The organism is Citrobacter sp. 21OH12SH02A-Citro, from assembly GCF_027919895.1.
GTDB classification, from domain to species: Bacteria; Pseudomonadota; Gammaproteobacteria; order Enterobacterales; family Enterobacteriaceae; genus Citrobacter; species Citrobacter braakii.
Map to the genome: position 1 here is coordinate 4493287 of NZ_CP114801.1, position 18623 is coordinate 4511909.

Genomic DNA, 18623 nt, shown 5'->3' on the forward strand with positions numbered 1-18623 from the left:
GTTGGAGTCATTACCGTTTGAGGAATGTGTCCTAACTTTGCCAGCTTCGTGGCGTCATCTTCCTGGTAGGCATTGTAAGGCAGCTTTGCGGCGCTGCCTGATTTAGCCAGCTCATCACGATAACGCCGCTGGTCCTCGATATACGTTGCATGATCAACAGGTTTATATCCCCAGTAAAATGGGATCACCGGACTGCGCCCAGGCATTTTCACCTGCTGCTGTTCGCCATCGCCCATATCCATTTTGAACTGGTGCCATTCATGCGGATACATATCCGTACGGCCCATACGTTCATTCAGGCCGGCAATGATCCCCTGCTCCTGATTTTGATACGCCTCGCCCACATCGTTAACACCATGAACAAGGATCACAATACAGGGCATAGGGTTTTTAACCGCCACTTCGCAGACTGCCATTTTTCCGCCGGTGGATTTAGGCACGCCTTGTACCCCCGTCGCCACGACTCGCGGATTAAAGGGACTGTTACTCATTTGGCAAAATCTCCATTTTCATTTCATCCATTTCCGTCATATCCAGTAACGGCGTCATGCCTTCATCGTCGGTAACACCTTCAATGATTTCACCGGAGGCCTTAGTCAGTCTGAATTTTGTCTTTTTCAGAACATCGTCCGTATTCCCATAACCATGTAATTTAATGCGGCGGTGAAACTGGTCTTCCTGAAAAACGGGGGATTTATCTTTAACGGATTCCGGCCCACTCCAGTCAAGAGTGGTGCCTTTCAACTGCACTTTAGCGGGAGAGAATATTTTTACTGAGCCATCTTCATTTATTCGGATACCGCCACCCCCACACAGCAACTGAATATTCTTTTTGGCGCTGATGGTCACATTGCCGTTCATACTTTGAATATGAAAATGCTGATCGGAAAGCAGGCCCATTTCACCACGCTGCGCCTGGACGGAAATATCATCTTTTGCGGCAATAATTTTGATCCCGATCGCTCTGCTGAAAAGCGATAAACCCTGTCCGACAGCCATGGAGAGTTTTTTAAAAACATTAAAACTGCCGTTATTGGCCGCATTCAGCGACAGATCTTTGTTTGCCGATAGCGCCATGGTTTCTGGTGTGAGCAGAGCCATACCTTGATCGGCATAGGCCACCAGCCCCGGCTGAGTGAGCTGTTCAAGTGCGGCGTTAAGCTGCTGCTGTTGCCCCATTTCGACGTTTAACGCTTGCGCCGTCAGGGCGCTCTGCTGAAGAGAGGTTGCCAGTACAAGCGCAGCCTGTAGCTGTTGAACAACTGCGTTCATGTCGAGCTGCTTGCCCTGGGCTTTTGGCTGCGCCTCTGTCGTCAGCAATATTCCCTTTGCGGCTCTCAACACCCCTGCTCATCGGTGCGCAGTTCTGCGCCTTCACCGCGCGGCTTACCACCAGCATCAACAAGGTGGCCCATGTTCAGCTGGGTTTTAGCGTATTCGGTACTTAACTTGACGTGTTCCTGTCCGCGTCGGTCCTCCATCCGCAGCTTATTGTGGCCCGCAGTACGGATTACGTTGCGGGTATTGTTACGGCTGGTGACGAGGTCAGGCTTTGGAGCATGATGCAGCGCATGGGCAATGAAAGGCCTTTCCGGATCACCACCTTCAAACGCAATGGCAACTTCCGCCCCCTGAATGAGCGGGAAGTGATGACCATAAGTATCACCGGCATAAATCCGTGCCAGACGGACGGGCATACTTTCATAGCCTTGCTTATGTTGGTCGAGGTCAAAATCAAACTTCACCCAATAGCGCCCCTGCACATCGATATGGGCATATTTGTCATTGTCTATTCGGGAGGAAACAATTGCGGGAACCGTACCCACGATACGTGGTCGGGGTAGTGGCTGCGGCCGAAAGCAAACGCGCTCACTGTAAGGAATACCGATCAGTTGGGATTGAAGGGCGGCATCACGCCTCCCCGTCACCCGCATTGCCGTTACCACAAATCCTGAAGTAAACGCTTGCGGAATAGTACCGTCGATTTCAAGCACCATACCTGGCGCGATCGACGGGCTGGTGGTCACCCCGCTTAAAATAGATTGATTATTAAGAATAATTTCGTGATGCAGTTTGGCGTAGAACCAGCTGGATTCGCCCGGTTGTTCCTCTGCAAATTTCGATCCCGGCTGGTGGTGAATATCCGCATAACGATAATCCACTCCATACGTCGTCGATGTTTGTTCAGCCCCATCGGCATCAGCATTGAGTATTAGCGAGTTGGCAAGCCGGTAGTCAAAGTTCTTTGCTTTAACGGCTGCGGAGACAAGGTTGTGCTTTGATACCAGCTTATCGATCGCGTAATCATTTGCTGTCAGACCCGCATGAGATGCATGCATAATCTTTTGATCGAAGATGTACCGGCTTTGGGAATCACTAAAGATAAGCACCATAATGTGCGAAACCGCATGATGATTTTCAATCCTGAACCAGATCCCAACTTCTGACAGGATGCGGCTGACAAACGCTAAATCTGATTCCTCCCACTGTACGATCATTTCCCGGTCAGGATAGGTAGAAAGAAGCTTATCAAAGTCGATTTCATAATCAGCAAAAAAATGCTCTTTGAGGATCTGCGTTACCAGTTTCGGAACGTTAATATTCAGGTAAATAGCCGATCGCCTGCGTCGTGAGAGTAATGCAAGCTTATGCTCCAGCCTGATTTCGTACAGTGATTCATCCGCTGAAGTGCTAATAAGTGAACATGATGTAATAACCCCTTCTATTTGCCGCTCATTGATCCACATTGCAGAACCCTGAACATATTTACTCCATTTATTATTAGGGGCTCTAATTTGTAGCATAGCTTCAATATTAAGAAGAGATTCTGGAGGGATATCTTTACATTTTGAAGTGAATGTTATTTTATAACTATATGGTTTACTTAGACTTTCCTTTCCGTCAATTGATTCAACATCAAGTACACCTAAATTTACCGACCCTCTGATGGTTAATAAGTATTTATTTATACTATCATCTGAAATCATACCTTCAAGATTATAGAAGCCAGAACCTTTTTTCATTATCGCATCCCTTGCAGAAAGACAGTAATACATAAAGAATAAAGTTTAATCAGCATACCAACAAGACTACTAAGAAGGTTATTTTTTACTAAAAAAATATTTTAAAACTAAACAAATAGTTATTAGCAAAGTACGTAGTACACTTATGATATATAAACAATCGGTTAACTAACGACATTTTATATTCAATAGCAGCAGATTTTAATAAGATTATTTATATGATGTATTATTCATTTTTAATCGCGAGGCAACACGCCAGCGCTCACATCCCAATGACTGCAGAAAACTGAGATTCGACTAAAAAAACAAACATATTAAGATAATGATTTATAATAACATTTGTGAAAATGCTCTTTTTATTTATCATTTTATTGAATGAATCACATCACCACATAGAAAAACACAATAAAATATAACTATTCCCTATTCTGCTGTGAGGGAGAGGTAACCGGATTGTGTCCATTTTATCCATGGGAAAGCTTTTGATTTTCTCCCTCTTCTTTGAGAAGAGGGCCGCATAAAGGTCATCTTATCAGCCACAGGAGAATCAATGAAACGCTCAGCAATAAACGAAATCCTTGGCCACACGCGCCAGTTTTTCTCTCTGCACGACGTGCATCTCCCCCCTTTCGCCAGTTTCCCGCCGACCCAATGGCGCAAGCTTGATCCCGCCGCCTGGAGAGAAGTTTTCGACCTTAAGCTCGGTTGGGATGTCACCGCGTTTGGCGGCAACAATTTCGCCGCGCAAGGGTTAACGCTGTTTACCCTGCGTAATGGCTCGCCGAAAGGAATGCCTTACGAGAAATGCTACGCCGAGAAAATCATGCATGTTCGCGATGCGCAGGTCACGCCGATGCATTTTCACTGGCGCAAACGCGAAGACATTATCAATCGCGGCGGCGGTAATTTAATTGTGGAACTGTGGAATGCGGGGCTCCGAGAACAAACGGAGGACAGCGACGTGAGCGTGGTGATTGACGGCTGTCGGCAAACCCATGCGGCAGGCAGTCAACTGCGCCTGACGCCGGGTGAAAGCATCTGCCTGCCGCCGGGCCTGTATCACAGCTTCTGGGCGGAAGAAGGTTTTGGCGACGTGCTGGTCGGCGAGGTTTCTTCTGTTAATGACGACGACCACGATAACCACTTTCTGCAACCGATCGCCCGCTATAACGACATTGAAGAAGACGAACCGGCGCAGCTGGTGCTGTGTAATGAGTATCGCCTGTTCCGCTAACCAAGGAGCGCATTATGCCGTTGATATCTCTCGCCGATGGCCTTGCCCATGCCCGCGAGCACCGCTATGCCTTAGGGGCGTTTAACGTTCTGGACTCACACTTCCTGCGCGCGCTGTTTGCCGCGGCAAAGCAGGAACGTTCGCCGTTTATCATCAACATCGCCGAGGTGCATTTTAAATATATCTCGTTGGATTCTCTGGTCGAAGCGGTCAAGTACGAAGCCGCGCGGCATGACATTCCGGTAGTGCTGAACCTTGACCACGGCCTGCACTTTGAGTCGGTGGTTCGGGCACTGCGCTTAGGTTTCAGTTCAGTGATGTTTGATGGCTCCACACTGGAGTATGAAGAAAATATTCGTCAAACCCGCGAAGTGGTGAAGATGTGTCACGCCGTCGGCGTATCGGTGGAAGCCGAACTGGGCGCGGTGGGAGGCGATGAGGGCGGCGCGTTGTATGGTCATGCCGACGAGTCGCTATTTACCGACCCGATGATGGCGCGTGATTTCGTCGACAGAACCGGGATTGACGCGCTGGCGGTCGCCATTGGTAATGCACACGGCAAATATAAAGGCGAACCGGTGCTCGACTTTCCGCGTCTTGACGCCCTTCGCCAGCAGGCGGCGATCCCGCTGGTACTGCACGGCGGTTCCGGCATCAGCAACGACGATTTCAAGCGCGCAATTGAACTCGGCATTCACAAAATCAACTTCTATACCGGCATGTCGCAGGCGGCGCTGTCAGCGGTAGAGACAAGAATAGCGAATCGTCAGCCCCTGTACGACGAATTCGCCGAACTGCTGCTCGCCATTGAAGAGGCCATTACCGATACCGTTTCAGAACAGATGCGTATTTTTGGCAGCGCGGGACGGGTCTGATGGAACGCAGAGGCGTTATCGCCGCAGGCAACATGCTGGTCGATCATGTGCATCAAATCGTGCAGTGGCCGGAACGCGGCTGGCTGGCGGAAATCATCCGTAGCGAACGCGCGACGGGCGGTGCGCCGCTGAACGTACTGCTGACGCTGGCGAAAATGCACACCGGACTGCCGCTGCAGGCGGTGGGGTTAATCGGTCAGGATAGCGACGGCGACTACATCATGGCGATGCTGGAGCAGTATCATGTTAATCGCCAACATGTGCAGCGCACGACTTTCGCCCCCACGTCGATGTCACAGGTGATGACCGATCCCAGCGGTCAGCGCACCTTTTTCCACTCGCCCGGTGCCAACCGGCTGCTGGATCTGCCCGCTTTTGAGCAACTGGATACCTCGATGAAAATCTTCCATCTTGGCTATCTGCTGCTGCTCGACAGTCTGGACATGCCGGATGAGGAGTACGGCACGCGTAGCGCACGGCTGCTGGCGCAAATGCGCGACAACGGCTTTGAAACATCACTGGATCTGGTTTCACGCAAGGGCGACCCGCGCTATCAGCCGTTGGTGATGCCAGCTCTGCGCCATCTCGACTATCTGGTAATTAACGAGCTGGAAGCCGGGGAATTCAGCGGGCTGGAGATCCGCCAGCCCAACGGGGAGCTGCATATTGCGCACATCGCCACCGCTGCGCGCGAACTGCTGAATGCGGGCGTTCGCCAGCGGGTGGTTATCCACTGTCCGGAAGGCGCCTGGGGTGAAGCGCCGGATCTGCCGGGCGTCTGGATCCCGTCACAGTACCTGGCGCCGGAGGAGATCGTTGGCAGCGTCGGGGCGGGAGATGCGTTTTGCGCCGGATTTTTGTATGGCTGTCATGAACGCTGGTCGCTGACGGACAGCGTCAGGCTGGCACACGCCTGCGCACGGGCCAGTTTGCTGTGCGCCAACGCGATAGACGGCGCGAAAACGTTGGCAGAGCTAAAAGCCGATATAGCGTCCTTGTAGGCCGGATAAGACGTTTACGCCGCCTTATCATGATGCTGAACGTCGGCGGCAAACACATAGCCCAGCCCGCGCAGGGTTTTGATCAGCATCGGCTGATGCGGGTTGTTCTCTATTTTTCGCCGTAACCGCATGATTAGCACGTCAATGGTGCGGTCAAACACCTCAACGCTGTCGCTGCGCGTCAGTTCCAGCAACTGTTCTCGGCTAAGTACCCGGCGGGCGTTTTGGGCCAGCGCCAGCAGCAGGCTGTATTCCCCCTGCGTCAACTCCACCTTCAGTTGCTGAGGATTATGTAACTGGCAACCGGCGGTATCGAGATGCCAACCGTTAAAAGAAAGCCCCGTAGTTTGCGGGCTGCCGCTTTCTGCCGTTAACACGCCGACGCGTCTGAGTACCGCCTTTACCCGCGCCACCAGCACCCGCGCATTGAACGGTTTACCGATGTAGTCGTCAGCGCCCATTTCCAACCCGACAACCACATCCGACTCGCTGCCAAGCCCAGTCAGCATCACCACCGGTAATCCGGGTCTGATCTTTTGCACCTGCTGCAGCACCATCAGACCGTTAATATCAGGCAACATCATGTCCAGCAATACCAGAGCGATTTCCGGCTGAGTCTCAATGCAGCGCAGCGCCTCCTGCCCGGTGTGACATGCGGTCACTGCAAAGACGTGTTCGCTCAGCACATCCTGTAAAAGCGTGCAGACAGCGATGTCATCATCCACAACCAGTATGGCTGGCTTCATTGTTTTTCCCCATTTCTGGCCAACTTAAATGAGTGTGATTGATTCTGCACAGAGTGACAGCGATAAGGCACAAGGATGTGTGGGAAACATAACCTCGGTCACACTGCCGGGCCGTCACGTATTGGAGATTCGTCACGTCAAATATGACGACAGCCTGTTTTTCGTCAGGGTTTTGCGCAAAATTCGCCCGTAATATCGACTAATGCCCCTGATAAAAACATGGCATAAAAGATGCATAACTCAAGCGACAAGCGCGTATGCGTGATTTGATTAACTGGAGCGAGACCGATGAAAAAAGTCGTCACGGTTTGCCCATATTGCGCATCAGGTTGCAAAATCAACCTGGTGGTCGATAACGGCAAAATCGTCCGGGCTGAAGCGGCGCAGGGGAAAACCAACCAGGGTACCTTGTGTCTGAAGGGCTACTATGGCTGGGATTTTATCAATGATACCCAGATCCTGACCCCTCGTCTGAAAACCCCAATGATCCGTCGCCAGCGTGGCGGCAAACTGGAATCCGTTTCCTGGGATGAAGCGCTTGATTACGTCGCCACTCGTCTGAGCGCCATCAAAGCGAAGTATGGCCCGGACGCTATTCAGACGACCGGTTCATCTCGCGGTACGGGTAACGAAACCAACTATGTAATGCAAAAATTCGCGCGCGCCGTTATTGGTACCAATAACGTTGACTGCTGCGCTCGCGTCTGACACGGCCCTTCGGTTGCAGGTCTGCACCAATCGGTCGGTAACGGCGCAATGAGTAATGCTATCAATGAAATTGATAACACAGATTTAGTGTTCATCTTCGGGTACAACCCGGCGGATTCCCACCCGATCGTGGCGAATCACGTGATTAACGCTAAACGTAACGGGGCGAAAATTATCGTCTGCGATCCGCGCAAAATTGAAACCGCGCGTATTGCCGATATGCACATCGCGTTGAAAAACGGCTCGAACATCGCGCTGCTCAACGCTATGGGTCATGTCATCATCGAAGAAAAACTGTACGACCAGGCGTTCGTCGCCTCCCGTACCGAAGGATTCGAAGAGTACAGCAAGATTGTCGAAGGCTACACGCCGGAGTCCGTCGAAGATGTCACTGGCGTTAGCGCACAGGATATTCGTCAGGCTGCTCGTATGTACGCCACGGCAAAAAGCGCGGCCATCCTGTGGGGCATGGGTGTTACCCAGTTCTATCAGGGTGTGGAAACCGTGCGTTCACTGACCAGCCTCGCAATGCTGACCGGCAACCTCGGTAAGCCAAGCGTGGGCGTTAACCCGGTTCGTGGCCAGAACAACGTTCAGGGCGCATGCGACATGGGCGCGCTACCGGATACTTATCCGGGCTATCAGTATGTGAAAGATCCGGCTAACCGCGAGAAGTTCGCTAAAGCCTGGGGCGTGGAAAGTCTGCCTGCACATACCGGCTATCGCATCAGTGAACTGCCGCACCGTGCGGCGCATGGCGAAGTCCGCGCGGCGTACATTATGGGTGAAGATCCATTACAGACTGATGCTGAACTCTCCGCAGTGCGCAAAGGCTTTGAGGATCTGGAACTGGTCATCGTGCAGGATATCTTCATGACCAAAACTGCCGCTGCCGCAGACGTTATTTTACCGTCTACGTCATGGGGCGAGCATGAAGGCGTCTTCTCCGCGGCTGACCGTGGCTTCCAGCGCTTCTTTAAAGCCGTTGAGCCGAAGTGGGATCTGAAAACGGACTGGCAGATTATCAGTGAAATCGCCACCCGTATGGGCTACCCGATGCACTACAACAACACCCAGGAAATCTGGGATGAGTTGCGTCATCTGTGCCCGGATTTCTACGGTGCCACTTACGAGAAAATGGGTGAACTGGGCTATATCCAGTGGCCTTGCCGCGACACCTCAGAAGCCGACCAGGGTACGTCTTATCTCTTCAAAGAGAAGTTCGATACCCCGAACGGCCTGGCGCAGTTCTTTACCTGCGACTGGGTAGCGCCAATCGACAAACTCACTGAGGAGTACCCGATGGTGCTGTCCACGGTGCGTGAAGTCGGCCACTACTCTTGCCGTTCGATGACCGGTAACTGTGCGGCGCTGGCCGCGCTGGCGGATGAACCGGGCTATGCCCAGATCAACACCGCCGACGCAGCACGCCTGGGCATCCAGGATGAAGAGCTGGTGTGGGTTAACTCGCGTAAAGGCCGGGTCATTACCCGTGCAGCAGTCAGCGATCGTCCAAACAAAGGCGCGATTTACATGACCTACCAGTGGTGGATTGGCGCATGTAATGAGCTGGTAACCGAGAACTTAAGCCCGATTACCAAAACGCCGGAGTACAAGTACTGTGCCGTTAACGTTGAACGCATTGCCGATCAGCGCGCTGCCGAGCAGTATGTCATTGATGAGTACACCAAGCTGAAAGCCAGCCTGCGCGAAAGCGCGATGGGTTAGTCCGTTTACGTAACTGTTCTGCAACAGCCTCCGCCCGGAGGCTGTTTTTTTATCCATACGATCTCTTTATACTGTTCATTCCGTACCCTAAATAAAACTCAAAATGAAACAACTCATTGCATTGATGTTCTTTATGACATTCTTTGCCCATGCCAGTGATACTGAGCCAGGAAGCCAGTACTTGCAGGCCGCTGAGGCAGGGGACCGTCGCGCACAGTACTTTCTTGCCGATACCTGGTTCAGTTCGGGCGATTTGAGCAAAGCCGAGTATTGGGCGCAAAAAGCCGCCGACAACGGCGATGCCGACGCCTGCGCGCTACTGGCGCAAATCAAAATTACGAATCCGGTCAGTCTGGATTACCCCCAGGCTAAAACGCTGGCGGAAAAAGCAGCCAAAGCAGGCAGTAAAGCGGGAGAACTTACCCTGGCGCGGATTCTGGTCAACACCCAGGCTGGACGTACCGATTACCCTAAAGCCATTACCTTGCTGCAAAACGCCTCCGAAGACCTGGAAAATGACTCCGCCGTCGACGCACAAATGCTGCTCGGCCTGATTTACGCCAACGGCGTGGGCATTCCCGCTGACGATGAGAAAGCGACGTGGTATTTCAAACGAAGCTCAGCCATTTCCCGCACTGGTTATTCCGAATACTGGGCAGGGATGATGTTCTTAAACGGTGAACAGGGATTTATCGTGAAGAATAAACAGAAGGCGCTGCACTGGCTGAATCTGAGCTGTATGGAAGGATTCGATACCGGCTGCGAAGAGTTTGATAAGTTAACAAACGGGTAATGATTTGCATTGCCGGATGGCGCTACGCTTATCCGGCAAGCTGTCATGAATTACTGATTAGCGGTCTTATCAAATCTACCCAGCACGTCGCGCTCATAGGCCAGCGCTTTCTTGCGGTCAAATTTGTGTTCCCACTTGGCGATAACCAGTACCGCCAGCGCATTACCCACCACGTTCAGCGCGGTACGCGCCATGTCGAGGATACGGTCAACACCGGCGATAAACGCCAGGCCTTCCAGTGGGATCCCCACGCTGCCCAGCGTAGCCAGCAGCACCACGAATGATACGCCCGGCACACCCGCAATCCCTTTCGAGGTCACCATCAGCGTCAACACCAGCACGATTTCCTGCCACAGCGACAGGTCGATACCGTACAGCTGCGCGATAAAGATAGCGGCGATACTCTGGTACAGAGTTGAACCATCAAGGTTGAATGAGTAGCCGGTCGGCACCACAAAGCTGGTGATTGAAGCTGGCGCGCCATAGGCTTCCATCTTCTCAATAATACGCGGCAGTACGCTCTCGGAGCTGGCTGTAGAGTAAGCCAGAATCAGCTCGTCTTTCAGAATGCGGATCAGGATCCAGATGCTCAAACCGCAGATGCGCGCCACGATCCCCAGCACCACCAGCGCGAAGAACAGAATGGCGAAATGCACCAACAGCACCAGCTTCGCCAGCGGCCACAAGGAGGCAAAACCGAAGTTCGCGACGGTAACGGCAATCAGCGCGAAAACGCCGACTGGCGCGTAGCGCATAACCATGTGAGTGACTTTAAACATGGTTTCGGAAATAGAGCGGAATACGGTAACCAACGGCTCGCGGTGAGTTGCCGGCAGGGAAGACAGACCTAAACCGAACAGCACCGAGAAGAAGATAATCGGCAGCATATCGCCTTTTGCCATCGATGCGACGATGTTGGTTGGCACCAGTGACAAAATTGTCCCCATCAGGCCATGCGCGTGGCTCTGTACTTCTGCGGTCGTGCTTTGATATTTCGAAATATCCACGGTCGCCAGTTGCGACATATCCACCCCGGTGCCTGGCTGGAACACATTCGCCAGCGTGATACCAAGGATAATCGCCACGGTGGTGATCACTTCGAAATAGAGAATAGTTTTGGCGCCAATACGGCCCAGCTGTTTTGCATCACCGACCCCGGCGATACCGACAACCAGCGTAGAGATAACAATGGGCACCACAATCATTTTGATCAGATGGATAAAGATATCGCCCGCCGGTGACAGCAGGTTTACAACCAGCCATTCACGGCTGTCACTATGGTAATGCAGGTAACTCCCCAGCAGAATGCCCAGCACCATAGCGATCAGAATCTGCCATGCCAGGCTGACTTTCAAATTTTTCATAACAACGGACTTCCTCGATGGAGCGCTATTCCACATGCGGTGTGTGGTAATAGTACATACTGAAAGGGTATGAATTGTGTTGCGTTCGTTTATGGAGTTTTTTAACGCTTATTATCATTATCATTTGCGTACTGTCTCGCGCAACCCTCCAGGAACAGAGCCTTCAGCTGAATTTATGCATAAAAATGCAATTTTATCGGGGTATTGATGAATAACTTTTTGTTATAAAAGAATTTTAATATGTTCAAAAATGAAGAAGTCATGGCGTGAGTTTTTTTGCTCATTTGTTCGTTCGCCTGTTTTTTAAACAGGCCAAATGATACAAATCACAAAAGAAACAAATTTATTTTTGCCGATTCTGCAACAACTTCGCCATATTAATAGAGTCAATGAGCTGTGCCCGGTTCACCCTCGGCGAGTTTAAATCCATAACTTTTTGCCACACTGAAATGGCCTGGGCGTAGTCTGCCTGCATAAACGCATCTGAGGCTAACAGCATCAGCGCAGTGACCTCTGTCGGGTCCAGCGCCAGAGCCTTATCAATCATCTCGCGAGTGGGCGGTGTCATATGCTGCCCGGCCTGGTAATACAATACCGTTGCCAGCGCTGAATAGATCTCAGCATTTTCACCCCCTACACGCAGCGCCTGCTCGTAGGCAAGCAGCGCATTATGATACGCGTTTTGCCAAAGATAGTACTCACCGAGTTGCGCCCATTTCACACCGTCCTGCGGATTAGCACGAATTTGCGATTGCAGCAAAAGCAGCTGTTTTTCCTGAATATTTTCATCGGCGAACGCATGTAATGGGTCCGCCAGCCGCGTCTGTTCCTGACGCACCGCCTGCCATTTGGGCGTCAACAGATAACCTCCGATGCAGGCTACAACCATCAGCACCGTCGCAGCGGTCAGCCACTTCACGGGGAGTGGGCGTAACGGCGCAGGGGAATGGTTGGACTGGCTCATTGCACATCCTCCTCTACGCGCTGGCGCCGTCTCACCCGCCAGACCACCACGCCCACCAGCAATAACAGCAGGCACGGCAACGCCCACAGCAGCAGCGTTTGCTCATTCAACGGCGGGTTGTAGCGCACAAAATCACCGTAGCGATCGGTCATCCACGTCGTTATCTCGGCTTCACTTTTCCCTTCCGCCACCATGCTATAAACCTGGTGGCGCATACTGACCGCTACCGGCGCATTGGATTCCAGCAAGTTTTGGTTTTGACACTGTGGACAGCGCAGTTGACTGGCAATAGACAACGCTTTTTCCTGTTGTTGCGGGTTGGCAAAAGTCCATGTGTCCACAACCTGGGCATGTGTCGCGAAGGCGATGAAAAACAAAATGATAGCTAAGAGTAAACATGTTCTGCCGGATGGCGCTGCGCTTATCCGACCTACCGTTTTCACACCCCGTTCGCCGCCATCCGGCAACGCGTTGATTAGTTTATGCATCGCGCTTTCTCCCTCGCCATCCGCTCAGCAGCGCACCACAGACCATTAACAGTCCCCCGCCCCAAATCCAGCGCACGCCGGTCTGTACGTACAAGCGCATGGCATAACGGTCCGGTCCGGTTTTTTCGCCGATTACCGCATACCAGTCATGCATCAGATTCCAGCGGATCCCCGGCTCCATCATCTGTTGACGGCGCGCGGCATAGAAGCGTCTTTCAGGCTGCAGGCTGCCAATGCGTTTCTCATTCTGCCACAGCGTGATCTGCGCTTTTTCACTGGTGTAGTTACCTTTTGCTTCCAGGTCGAGACGCTCAAAACGAAAAATATAGCCCGCCAGTTCCACCTGCTGCCCGGGGCTCAGATTCAGGCTTATCTCCTGACGACTACCGCTGGAAAAGACGATCCCAGCCGCAAACACCAGCACCCCGGCATGCGCCAGCAGTGCCGGAAGCTGGCAACGCACAGGCACTTTGCGGCTTCTGATCGTCGCCAGCACGATAACCAGCAGCATCAGCAGGCCAAAGGGCAGCGTAGCACGGTTAAAGTACGGTGCGCCCACGGAGAGCCGCCCCCAGCCGAACAACCCGTAAATCATCGGGTAAAGGGTGCCAATCAGCACAATCAGCAGCACCGCGCAAAAAAGTAATAGCGCGACCAGAATCAGCATCTCGCGCGACCAGCCGCCAAAACGCGCATTCTGGCGGACTTGCTGTCCCCGCCAGGCGTACAGCCCGAGCGATGCCAGGCTCAATACGGTAAACAGCGCGAACAGCGGCGTGGCGCGGACGTTATCCAGCGCAAAAGCGTGCACGGAAACGAGAATGCCGGAACGCACAATCAGCGTCCCCAGCAGCGATAAAATCAGCGTGACGATCGCCAGCAGCAGCGACCAGTGGCGGAAGATCCCACGTTGGCGCGTGATGAACAGACTATGCAGCAGCGCACTGGCGGAAAGCCAGGGTAATAAGGAGGCATTTTCTACCGGGTCCCAGAACCACCAGCCGCCCCAGCCCAACTCGCAGTAAGCCCACCAGGAGCCGAGGATAATCCCCAGCGTCAGCGCACACCAGCCAGGCAGCGCCCAGCGCCAGCACACCCCGGCGCTCTGCGCATTAAAGTCACCGCGCAGCAGCGAGGCCAGCGCCACGCCTGCCGCCACCATCAAGCCACCGTAACCCAGGTACAGCAGCGGCGGATGGAGGATTAACCCGAGATGTTGCAGCATCGGGTTAAGGTCGCGCCCTTCAATGGCTGGCGGGAAGATACGCACGAACGGATCGGACCATATCACCACAAACAGCAGCAGCAGGGCCGTTATCAGTGCGAGGACGCTGAGCGTTAACGGAAACAGCAGGTCGGAATCACGCCGATAGCGCAAGGCGAACAGCGCGCTCCAGCCGGAAAGAAACAGCACCCACAGCAGCAGCGATCCTTCATGCCCGCCCCACACCGCCGCCAGTTTTAATCCCCACGGCAGCAGGCTGTAGCTATGCTGAGCAACGTAGACCACCGAAAAGTCGCTGGTCAGAAAGCAGAATATCAGAATGGCAAAGGCCAGCAGCAGCAGCGAAAATTGCGTCCACATGCCCACGCTTGCCAGGCGCATTACGCCTTGCCAGCGCTGGCGGACACCCACCAGCACGGCAAGCGGGGTCAACACGTTGACCCCGAGGCTTAACAACAGTGCCAGAAAACCGGCTTCAGGAAGGAGAACGTCCAGATATCACCTTACGCAACGGTTAGCTGACCCGCATAGAGAATAAAAAAGCGCAGCAGCAGTACGCCGGTCAGGCTGGCACCGCACACTGCCAGCACGCCATGAAACGTCGAACTGCGGTTGGCCCAAGGTTTTAGCAGCATCGGCAGTATCAGCCCAAGCCCGGCCACGCCCAGCCAGAACCACCAGGTCCAGAATCCGCCGCCCAGTGCCGCCGCCAGCGCGCGCATTTTGCCGTCATCGCCCAGCGCCAGGCCGACGAAAAACGCCGCCAGCAGGAAGATCTCCAGCCATACCACCGGGACTTCCATGCGATGCACAAAGTGCGCTTCGGTACTGTGCGGATTGCTACGATGACGTAACGCCATGGCGATCAGCGCCACCGCCGCGCCGGAGGAGATCCCGGAGAACAGGAACAGCACCGGCAGGATCGGGTTATTCAGGAACGGGTAGGATTTCAGCGCCGACAGCAGAAAACCGGTGTACGCCCCGAGCAGGACCGCCAGCACCAGCATTAACGTCTCCAGCGCGCGATGAAACGGCGCAATCAACGTCAGCATTTTCTGTACGATCCCTAATCGCGGCAGCCAGCGCTGTTGCAGAGCAATCACCTCTTTTTCAAAGATTTTTGCCAGCCACAGCACCAGCACCACCATGTACAACTGGAACAACATGACTCCCATCGACATCACCGAAGTGAAGCTGTAGTGGAACATCAGTTTCCAGAAGGTCCATGGACGCGTCAGGTGGAACACCAGAATCAGCAGACCGAAGATAATCGCCCCCGGCCCTAACACCAGCGTAGTGCGTAGCAGCGTGCTGTCAGAACCGCCCGCCTCCGGATGGAAACGACGCAGCAGAATCGCCAGCGTGACCAGTCCGGCGGAGATGCCAATCAGGAACAGATAGATGGCAATGGGCCAGTCCCACACCAGTGATTCAAAATGAAATGCAGAAGCGGATGTCATTGGCTCACCTCCCCAAATTTAAAGGGAACGCGGTAGACCTTCGGTTTTGTGCCCAACGCCAGCTTGTAACGGTAGGTGGTTTTCTGCAGCAACAAGCGGGAGATATCGCTGTTGGGATCGTCCAGATTACCAAACGTCAGCGCCTTCGTCGGACACGACTCAACGCAGGCGGGCTGCTTGCCCGCTTTCAGATTGGTTTTCCGACAGAAATCGCATTTATCCGCCGTTTTGCTAACCGGATGGATAAAGCGCACGCGATAAGGACACGCGGCGATACAGTACTGGCAGCCAACGCACAGGTCCGGGTTCACATCCACAATACCGCTGGCGGCATCGCGATACGATGCCCCCGTCGGGCAGACGTCAACGCAGGGGGCATGGTCGCAATGCTGGCACGAATGACGGAAAAAACGATACTTCACATCAGGAAACGTCCCCTGCGGCTCGCTGCGAATAATCGTCAGACGCGATACCCCTTCCGGCACGTTGTTTACTTCCCGGCAAGCATCCATGCAGGCCGTACAGCCGATGCATAGTGACTCATCATGTACCATACCGTAACGTACGCCGTTGATGTTCAGCGTCTTCGCCACAACGCGTCCCGCCGTCCCGCTCACTGCCACCAGCGCGCCGACGCGGGTGATAAACTGGCGACGAGAGCAACTCATGGATGCTCCTTAAGCAACGGAACCGACGCCGGGTTAAAGTTCGGATTGTTACGCTGATCGCTGTGGCAATCGACGCAAATCTTGATCCGTCCTTTATCACTTAGCGTCTGCATCGTGTCTTGCTTCGGATGCAGTGAGTGACAGCTGGCACACGCCACTTTGGTTACGTGAACATCGTGTGGCCAGAACGCTTTTTGTAGCTGCTCAGGCAGGTGGCAGGACATACAGACGCTGTTCTGCTGTTCAACGTTGTACATCGGCTCATTAAAGCGCATCACATCCTTCACCCCTTCACGGTGGTTCGGTGACGGCTGGCCGTGACAGTTGGTGCAGGTGACCGGCAGTTTGTTATTCGGGTTGATGACTTCTGCATGCTTACCATGCATACCTTCGGTATCTGGCTTGTGACAATCCAGACAGGCGGCATCCGGATTACGCTGTTGGGTAACCGTCCAGCGTTGATCCGACTCCTGCGGCGTTGGCGTGGCAGTGATTCCACTCAGGCTCCAGAACAAGCCTGACGCCAGCACCCCAGCAGTTAATAACGAACGTAATACGCTCATATTCACTCCGTTGAGTTATCCGCCCCTGACGGGGCGAAATGGGGTTATTGGCTTAACAGACCGTTTTTACGCGCCTGATCTTCCCACTGCGGAATCACCGTTTTGATGAAGTCCTGCTTCTCAGCATTGATTTGCTGCATGTTCAGACCAATCGCCGCCTGGGCTTTCTCTTTGGTAGAGATATCCGGTAACGGGATTTCATGGGTGATGCCTTTAGTCGCCAGCAGACGGACCAGTTTGGTACGCGCATCGGCGGCTTTATCCATCGCACTACCCAGCATCCGCAGACCCTCTTCCGGAGCGTGCATGTGAATACCGTGTGAGGCGATAGACAGGTCCCAGCGCCATTGTGCGTGACGGATATCTTCCAGAATCGGCTTCATTTCCGCTTCAGTCGCGCCCGCATCCCATGCAGCTTTCGCTTCGAAGTGCGCATGAACCAGCTGATCTTCGACCTTGATTTTCAGGTCATGAATAGCCTGTTTACGCTCGGCGACCACTTTTTGCAGGGACGCTTTATCCTGGGTGTGACAGTTCGCACAGGTCTGAGCAAAGTTATCGAACGGGTTACCAATCTTATGGTCGGTGTAGATCTTGCCTTCCGCGTTTTGCACTTTCGGCATGTGACAGTCGATACAGGTCACGTTGTTCTTGCCGTGAATGCCCGCGCTCCAGGTTTCATATTCCGGGTGCTGCGCTTTCAGCATCGGCGTTTTCGACAGGGAGTTGGTCCAGTCAGAGAAGGCGATGGTGTCGTAGTATTTCTCCATGTTCTCGACTTTCATGCCCTCGTCCCACGGGAACTTAACGGCTTTGTTTTTACCGTCGAAGTAGTATTCCACGTGGCACTGACCGCAGACCATGGATTGCTGATCAAAGCGACCGGCTTTCTCAAACGGTTTGCCGATTGCTTCCATCGCGCGTTCTGCATAAGGACGCGACAGCGTCAGCTCTGGCTTGCCTTTGGCGAAGTCTGGTGACGCAGTGTTATGGCAATCTGCACAGCCGAGATTGTTAACAATTTCTGGACCGCCGCGCGCCCATTTACCGTGGAAGTAGCCATCTTCACCATCTTTCTGGATCAGACGCGCTACGTCCGGGCTTTTACAGCTCCAGCAGGCCATCGGCAGCGGACCGTCTTCAGCCGTTTTTGGTGCGCCGGTACGTAAGGTTTCACGTACATCGGTCACGGCATAGGCGTGTCCACGCGGTTTGTTGTAATCGCGCGAGAATGGATATCCCGCCCACAGGATCACCAGACGCGGATCTTCTGCCAGCGCATCTTCACGGGCTGATTGCTCAGACGTGGCTTTCCAGGAGAGATATTGATCGGGATGCTGAGGAGCGAAGGTTTCATTCTTCGCTTCAACGGTGACGGTTTTTGCGGGTACAGGAGTTTGTTCAGCGTGAACAGCAGAAATAAATAATAAAGGTAATAACAGGCTGAAGAAACGGCGTACGCGTGATTTTATCCTTGCCATAGGGGTCTCATCCAGATGACGCCATTATCTGCAATGGCGGTTCTTTTATTGTTTTCCATAACAGCAACCACACGAATACTGTCATGACATTGCTCCACCCTATTTGTAACAAGAAACCACACTGAAAATGTTGTCTTTAATCAATTGTAAGTGTATGTAAAATACCACTTTAGAGTTATAAACCCCCTCTAACTCCTCACTCTTTTGTCTAATTCAGAGATAGATCACCTTTTCAATAATCCTTTAGATAACTACATGTTATCGCGAGATTTAATCAATTTTTGCTAGTTCCCTTCAAAATT

Annotated in this window: 13 protein-coding genes and 3 pseudogenes; 5 read left to right on the forward strand and 11 right to left on the reverse strand. The window is 53.0% G+C overall.

Annotated features, from left to right (window positions below; translation table 11 throughout):
* Nucleotides 1–8 precede the first annotated feature (8 nt).
* The 3 genes and pseudogenes from O6D90_RS21680 to O6D90_RS21690 form a co-directional block, all read right to left on the reverse strand.
* Nucleotides 9–491, reverse strand: a pseudogene (locus O6D90_RS21680) (T6SS effector phospholipase Tle3 domain-containing protein); the annotation flags it as partial.
* Nucleotides 484–1272 carry a DUF2345 domain-containing protein gene (locus O6D90_RS21685; protein WP_425476445.1) on the reverse strand — a complete coding sequence of 263 codons (789 nt, stop codon included), beginning with the start codon at nt 1270–1272 and terminating at the stop codon, nt 484–486. The gene O6D90_RS21685 and the pseudogene O6D90_RS21680, both read right to left, overlap by 8 nt.
* A pseudogene (locus O6D90_RS21690) lies at nt 1267–3056 on the reverse strand (type VI secretion system Vgr family protein); the annotation flags it as partial. The pseudogene O6D90_RS21690 and the gene O6D90_RS21685, both read right to left, overlap by 6 nt.
* A 517-nt stretch (nt 3057–3573) precedes the next feature.
* Between O6D90_RS21690 and O6D90_RS21695 the strand changes: the two are divergent.
* Genes O6D90_RS21695 through O6D90_RS21705 form a run of 3 tightly spaced genes read left to right on the forward strand, consistent with a single transcriptional unit; the run spans nt 3574 to nt 6133 of the window.
* On the forward strand, nt 3574–4257 hold the full coding sequence (locus O6D90_RS21695) for a D-lyxose/D-mannose family sugar isomerase (protein ID WP_016155461.1): 684 nt from the start codon (nt 3574–3576) through the stop codon (nt 4255–4257).
* 14 nt (nt 4258–4271) lie between these two features.
* Complete coding sequence (locus tag O6D90_RS21700) at nt 4272–5132, forward strand: ketose 1,6-bisphosphate aldolase (protein ID WP_016155460.1); 861 nt, start codon at nt 4272–4274, stop codon at nt 5130–5132.
* The gene (locus tag O6D90_RS21705) at nt 5129–6133 is read left to right on the forward strand and encodes a carbohydrate kinase family protein (RefSeq protein WP_087121875.1); all 1005 of its coding nucleotides are present in this window, start codon (nt 5129–5131) and stop codon (nt 6131–6133) included. The genes O6D90_RS21700 and O6D90_RS21705 overlap by 4 nt, the downstream gene beginning before the upstream one ends.
* A gap of 14 nt (nt 6134–6147) precedes the next feature.
* Here O6D90_RS21705 and O6D90_RS21710 read toward each other — a convergent pair whose 3' ends face one another.
* Nucleotides 6148–6879 carry a response regulator gene (locus O6D90_RS21710; RefSeq protein ID WP_016155458.1) on the reverse strand — a complete coding sequence of 244 codons (732 nt, stop codon included), beginning with the start codon at nt 6877–6879 and terminating at the stop codon, nt 6148–6150.
* Between the two features lie 288 nt (nt 6880–7167).
* Here O6D90_RS21710 and fdhF point away from each other — a divergent pair, with 288 nt between their 5' ends.
* Nucleotides 7168–9315 carry a formate dehydrogenase subunit alpha gene (gene fdhF, locus O6D90_RS21715; RefSeq protein WP_082201324.1) on the forward strand — a complete coding sequence of 716 codons (2148 nt, stop codon included), beginning with the start codon at nt 7168–7170 and terminating at the stop codon, nt 9313–9315.
* Nucleotides 9316–9418: 103 nt separating this feature from the next.
* Complete coding sequence (gene yjcO, locus O6D90_RS21720) at nt 9419–10108, forward strand: Sel1 family TPR-like repeat protein YjcO (RefSeq protein ID WP_016155379.1); 690 nt, start codon at nt 9419–9421, stop codon at nt 10106–10108.
* Nucleotides 10109–10158: 50 nt separating this feature from the next.
* Here yjcO and gltP read toward each other — a convergent pair whose 3' ends face one another.
* The 7 genes and pseudogenes from gltP to nrfA form a co-directional block, all read right to left on the reverse strand.
* Complete coding sequence (gene gltP, locus O6D90_RS21725) at nt 10159–11472, reverse strand: glutamate/aspartate:proton symporter GltP (RefSeq protein WP_016155456.1); 1314 nt, start codon at nt 11470–11472, stop codon at nt 10159–10161.
* A 343-nt stretch (nt 11473–11815) separates the two neighbouring features.
* Nucleotides 11816–12436 carry a heme lyase NrfEFG subunit NrfG gene (gene nrfG / locus O6D90_RS21730; protein WP_016155455.1) on the reverse strand — a complete coding sequence of 207 codons (621 nt, stop codon included), beginning with the start codon at nt 12434–12436 and terminating at the stop codon, nt 11816–11818.
* Nucleotides 12433–14644, reverse strand: a pseudogene (gene nrfF / locus O6D90_RS21735) (heme lyase NrfEFG subunit NrfF). Before nrfF ends, nrfG begins: the two are co-directional and overlap by 4 nt.
* 8 nt (nt 14645–14652) lie before the next feature.
* Nucleotides 14653–15609 (reverse strand): cytochrome c nitrite reductase subunit NrfD, encoded by a 957-nt coding sequence (nrfD, locus tag O6D90_RS21740; protein WP_016155452.1) that lies wholly within the window; start codon nt 15607–15609, stop codon nt 14653–14655.
* Nucleotides 15606–16277, reverse strand: a complete 672-nt coding sequence (nrfC, locus tag O6D90_RS21745) for a cytochrome c nitrite reductase Fe-S protein (protein ID WP_016155373.1) — start codon at nt 16275–16277, stop codon at nt 15606–15608. Before nrfC ends, nrfD begins: the two co-directional genes overlap by 4 nt.
* Nucleotides 16274–16840: a cytochrome c nitrite reductase pentaheme subunit gene (nrfB, locus tag O6D90_RS21750; protein WP_005132587.1), complete on the reverse strand. Its 567-nt coding sequence runs from the start codon at nt 16838–16840 to the stop codon at nt 16274–16276. The genes nrfC and nrfB overlap by 4 nt, the downstream gene beginning before the upstream one ends.
* A 44-nt stretch (nt 16841–16884) precedes the next feature.
* The gene (gene nrfA / locus O6D90_RS21755; RefSeq protein WP_016155372.1) at nt 16885–18321 is read right to left on the reverse strand and encodes an ammonia-forming nitrite reductase cytochrome c552 subunit; all 1437 of its coding nucleotides are present in this window, start codon (nt 18319–18321) and stop codon (nt 16885–16887) included.
* Nucleotides 18322–18623: the final 302 nt, after the last annotated feature.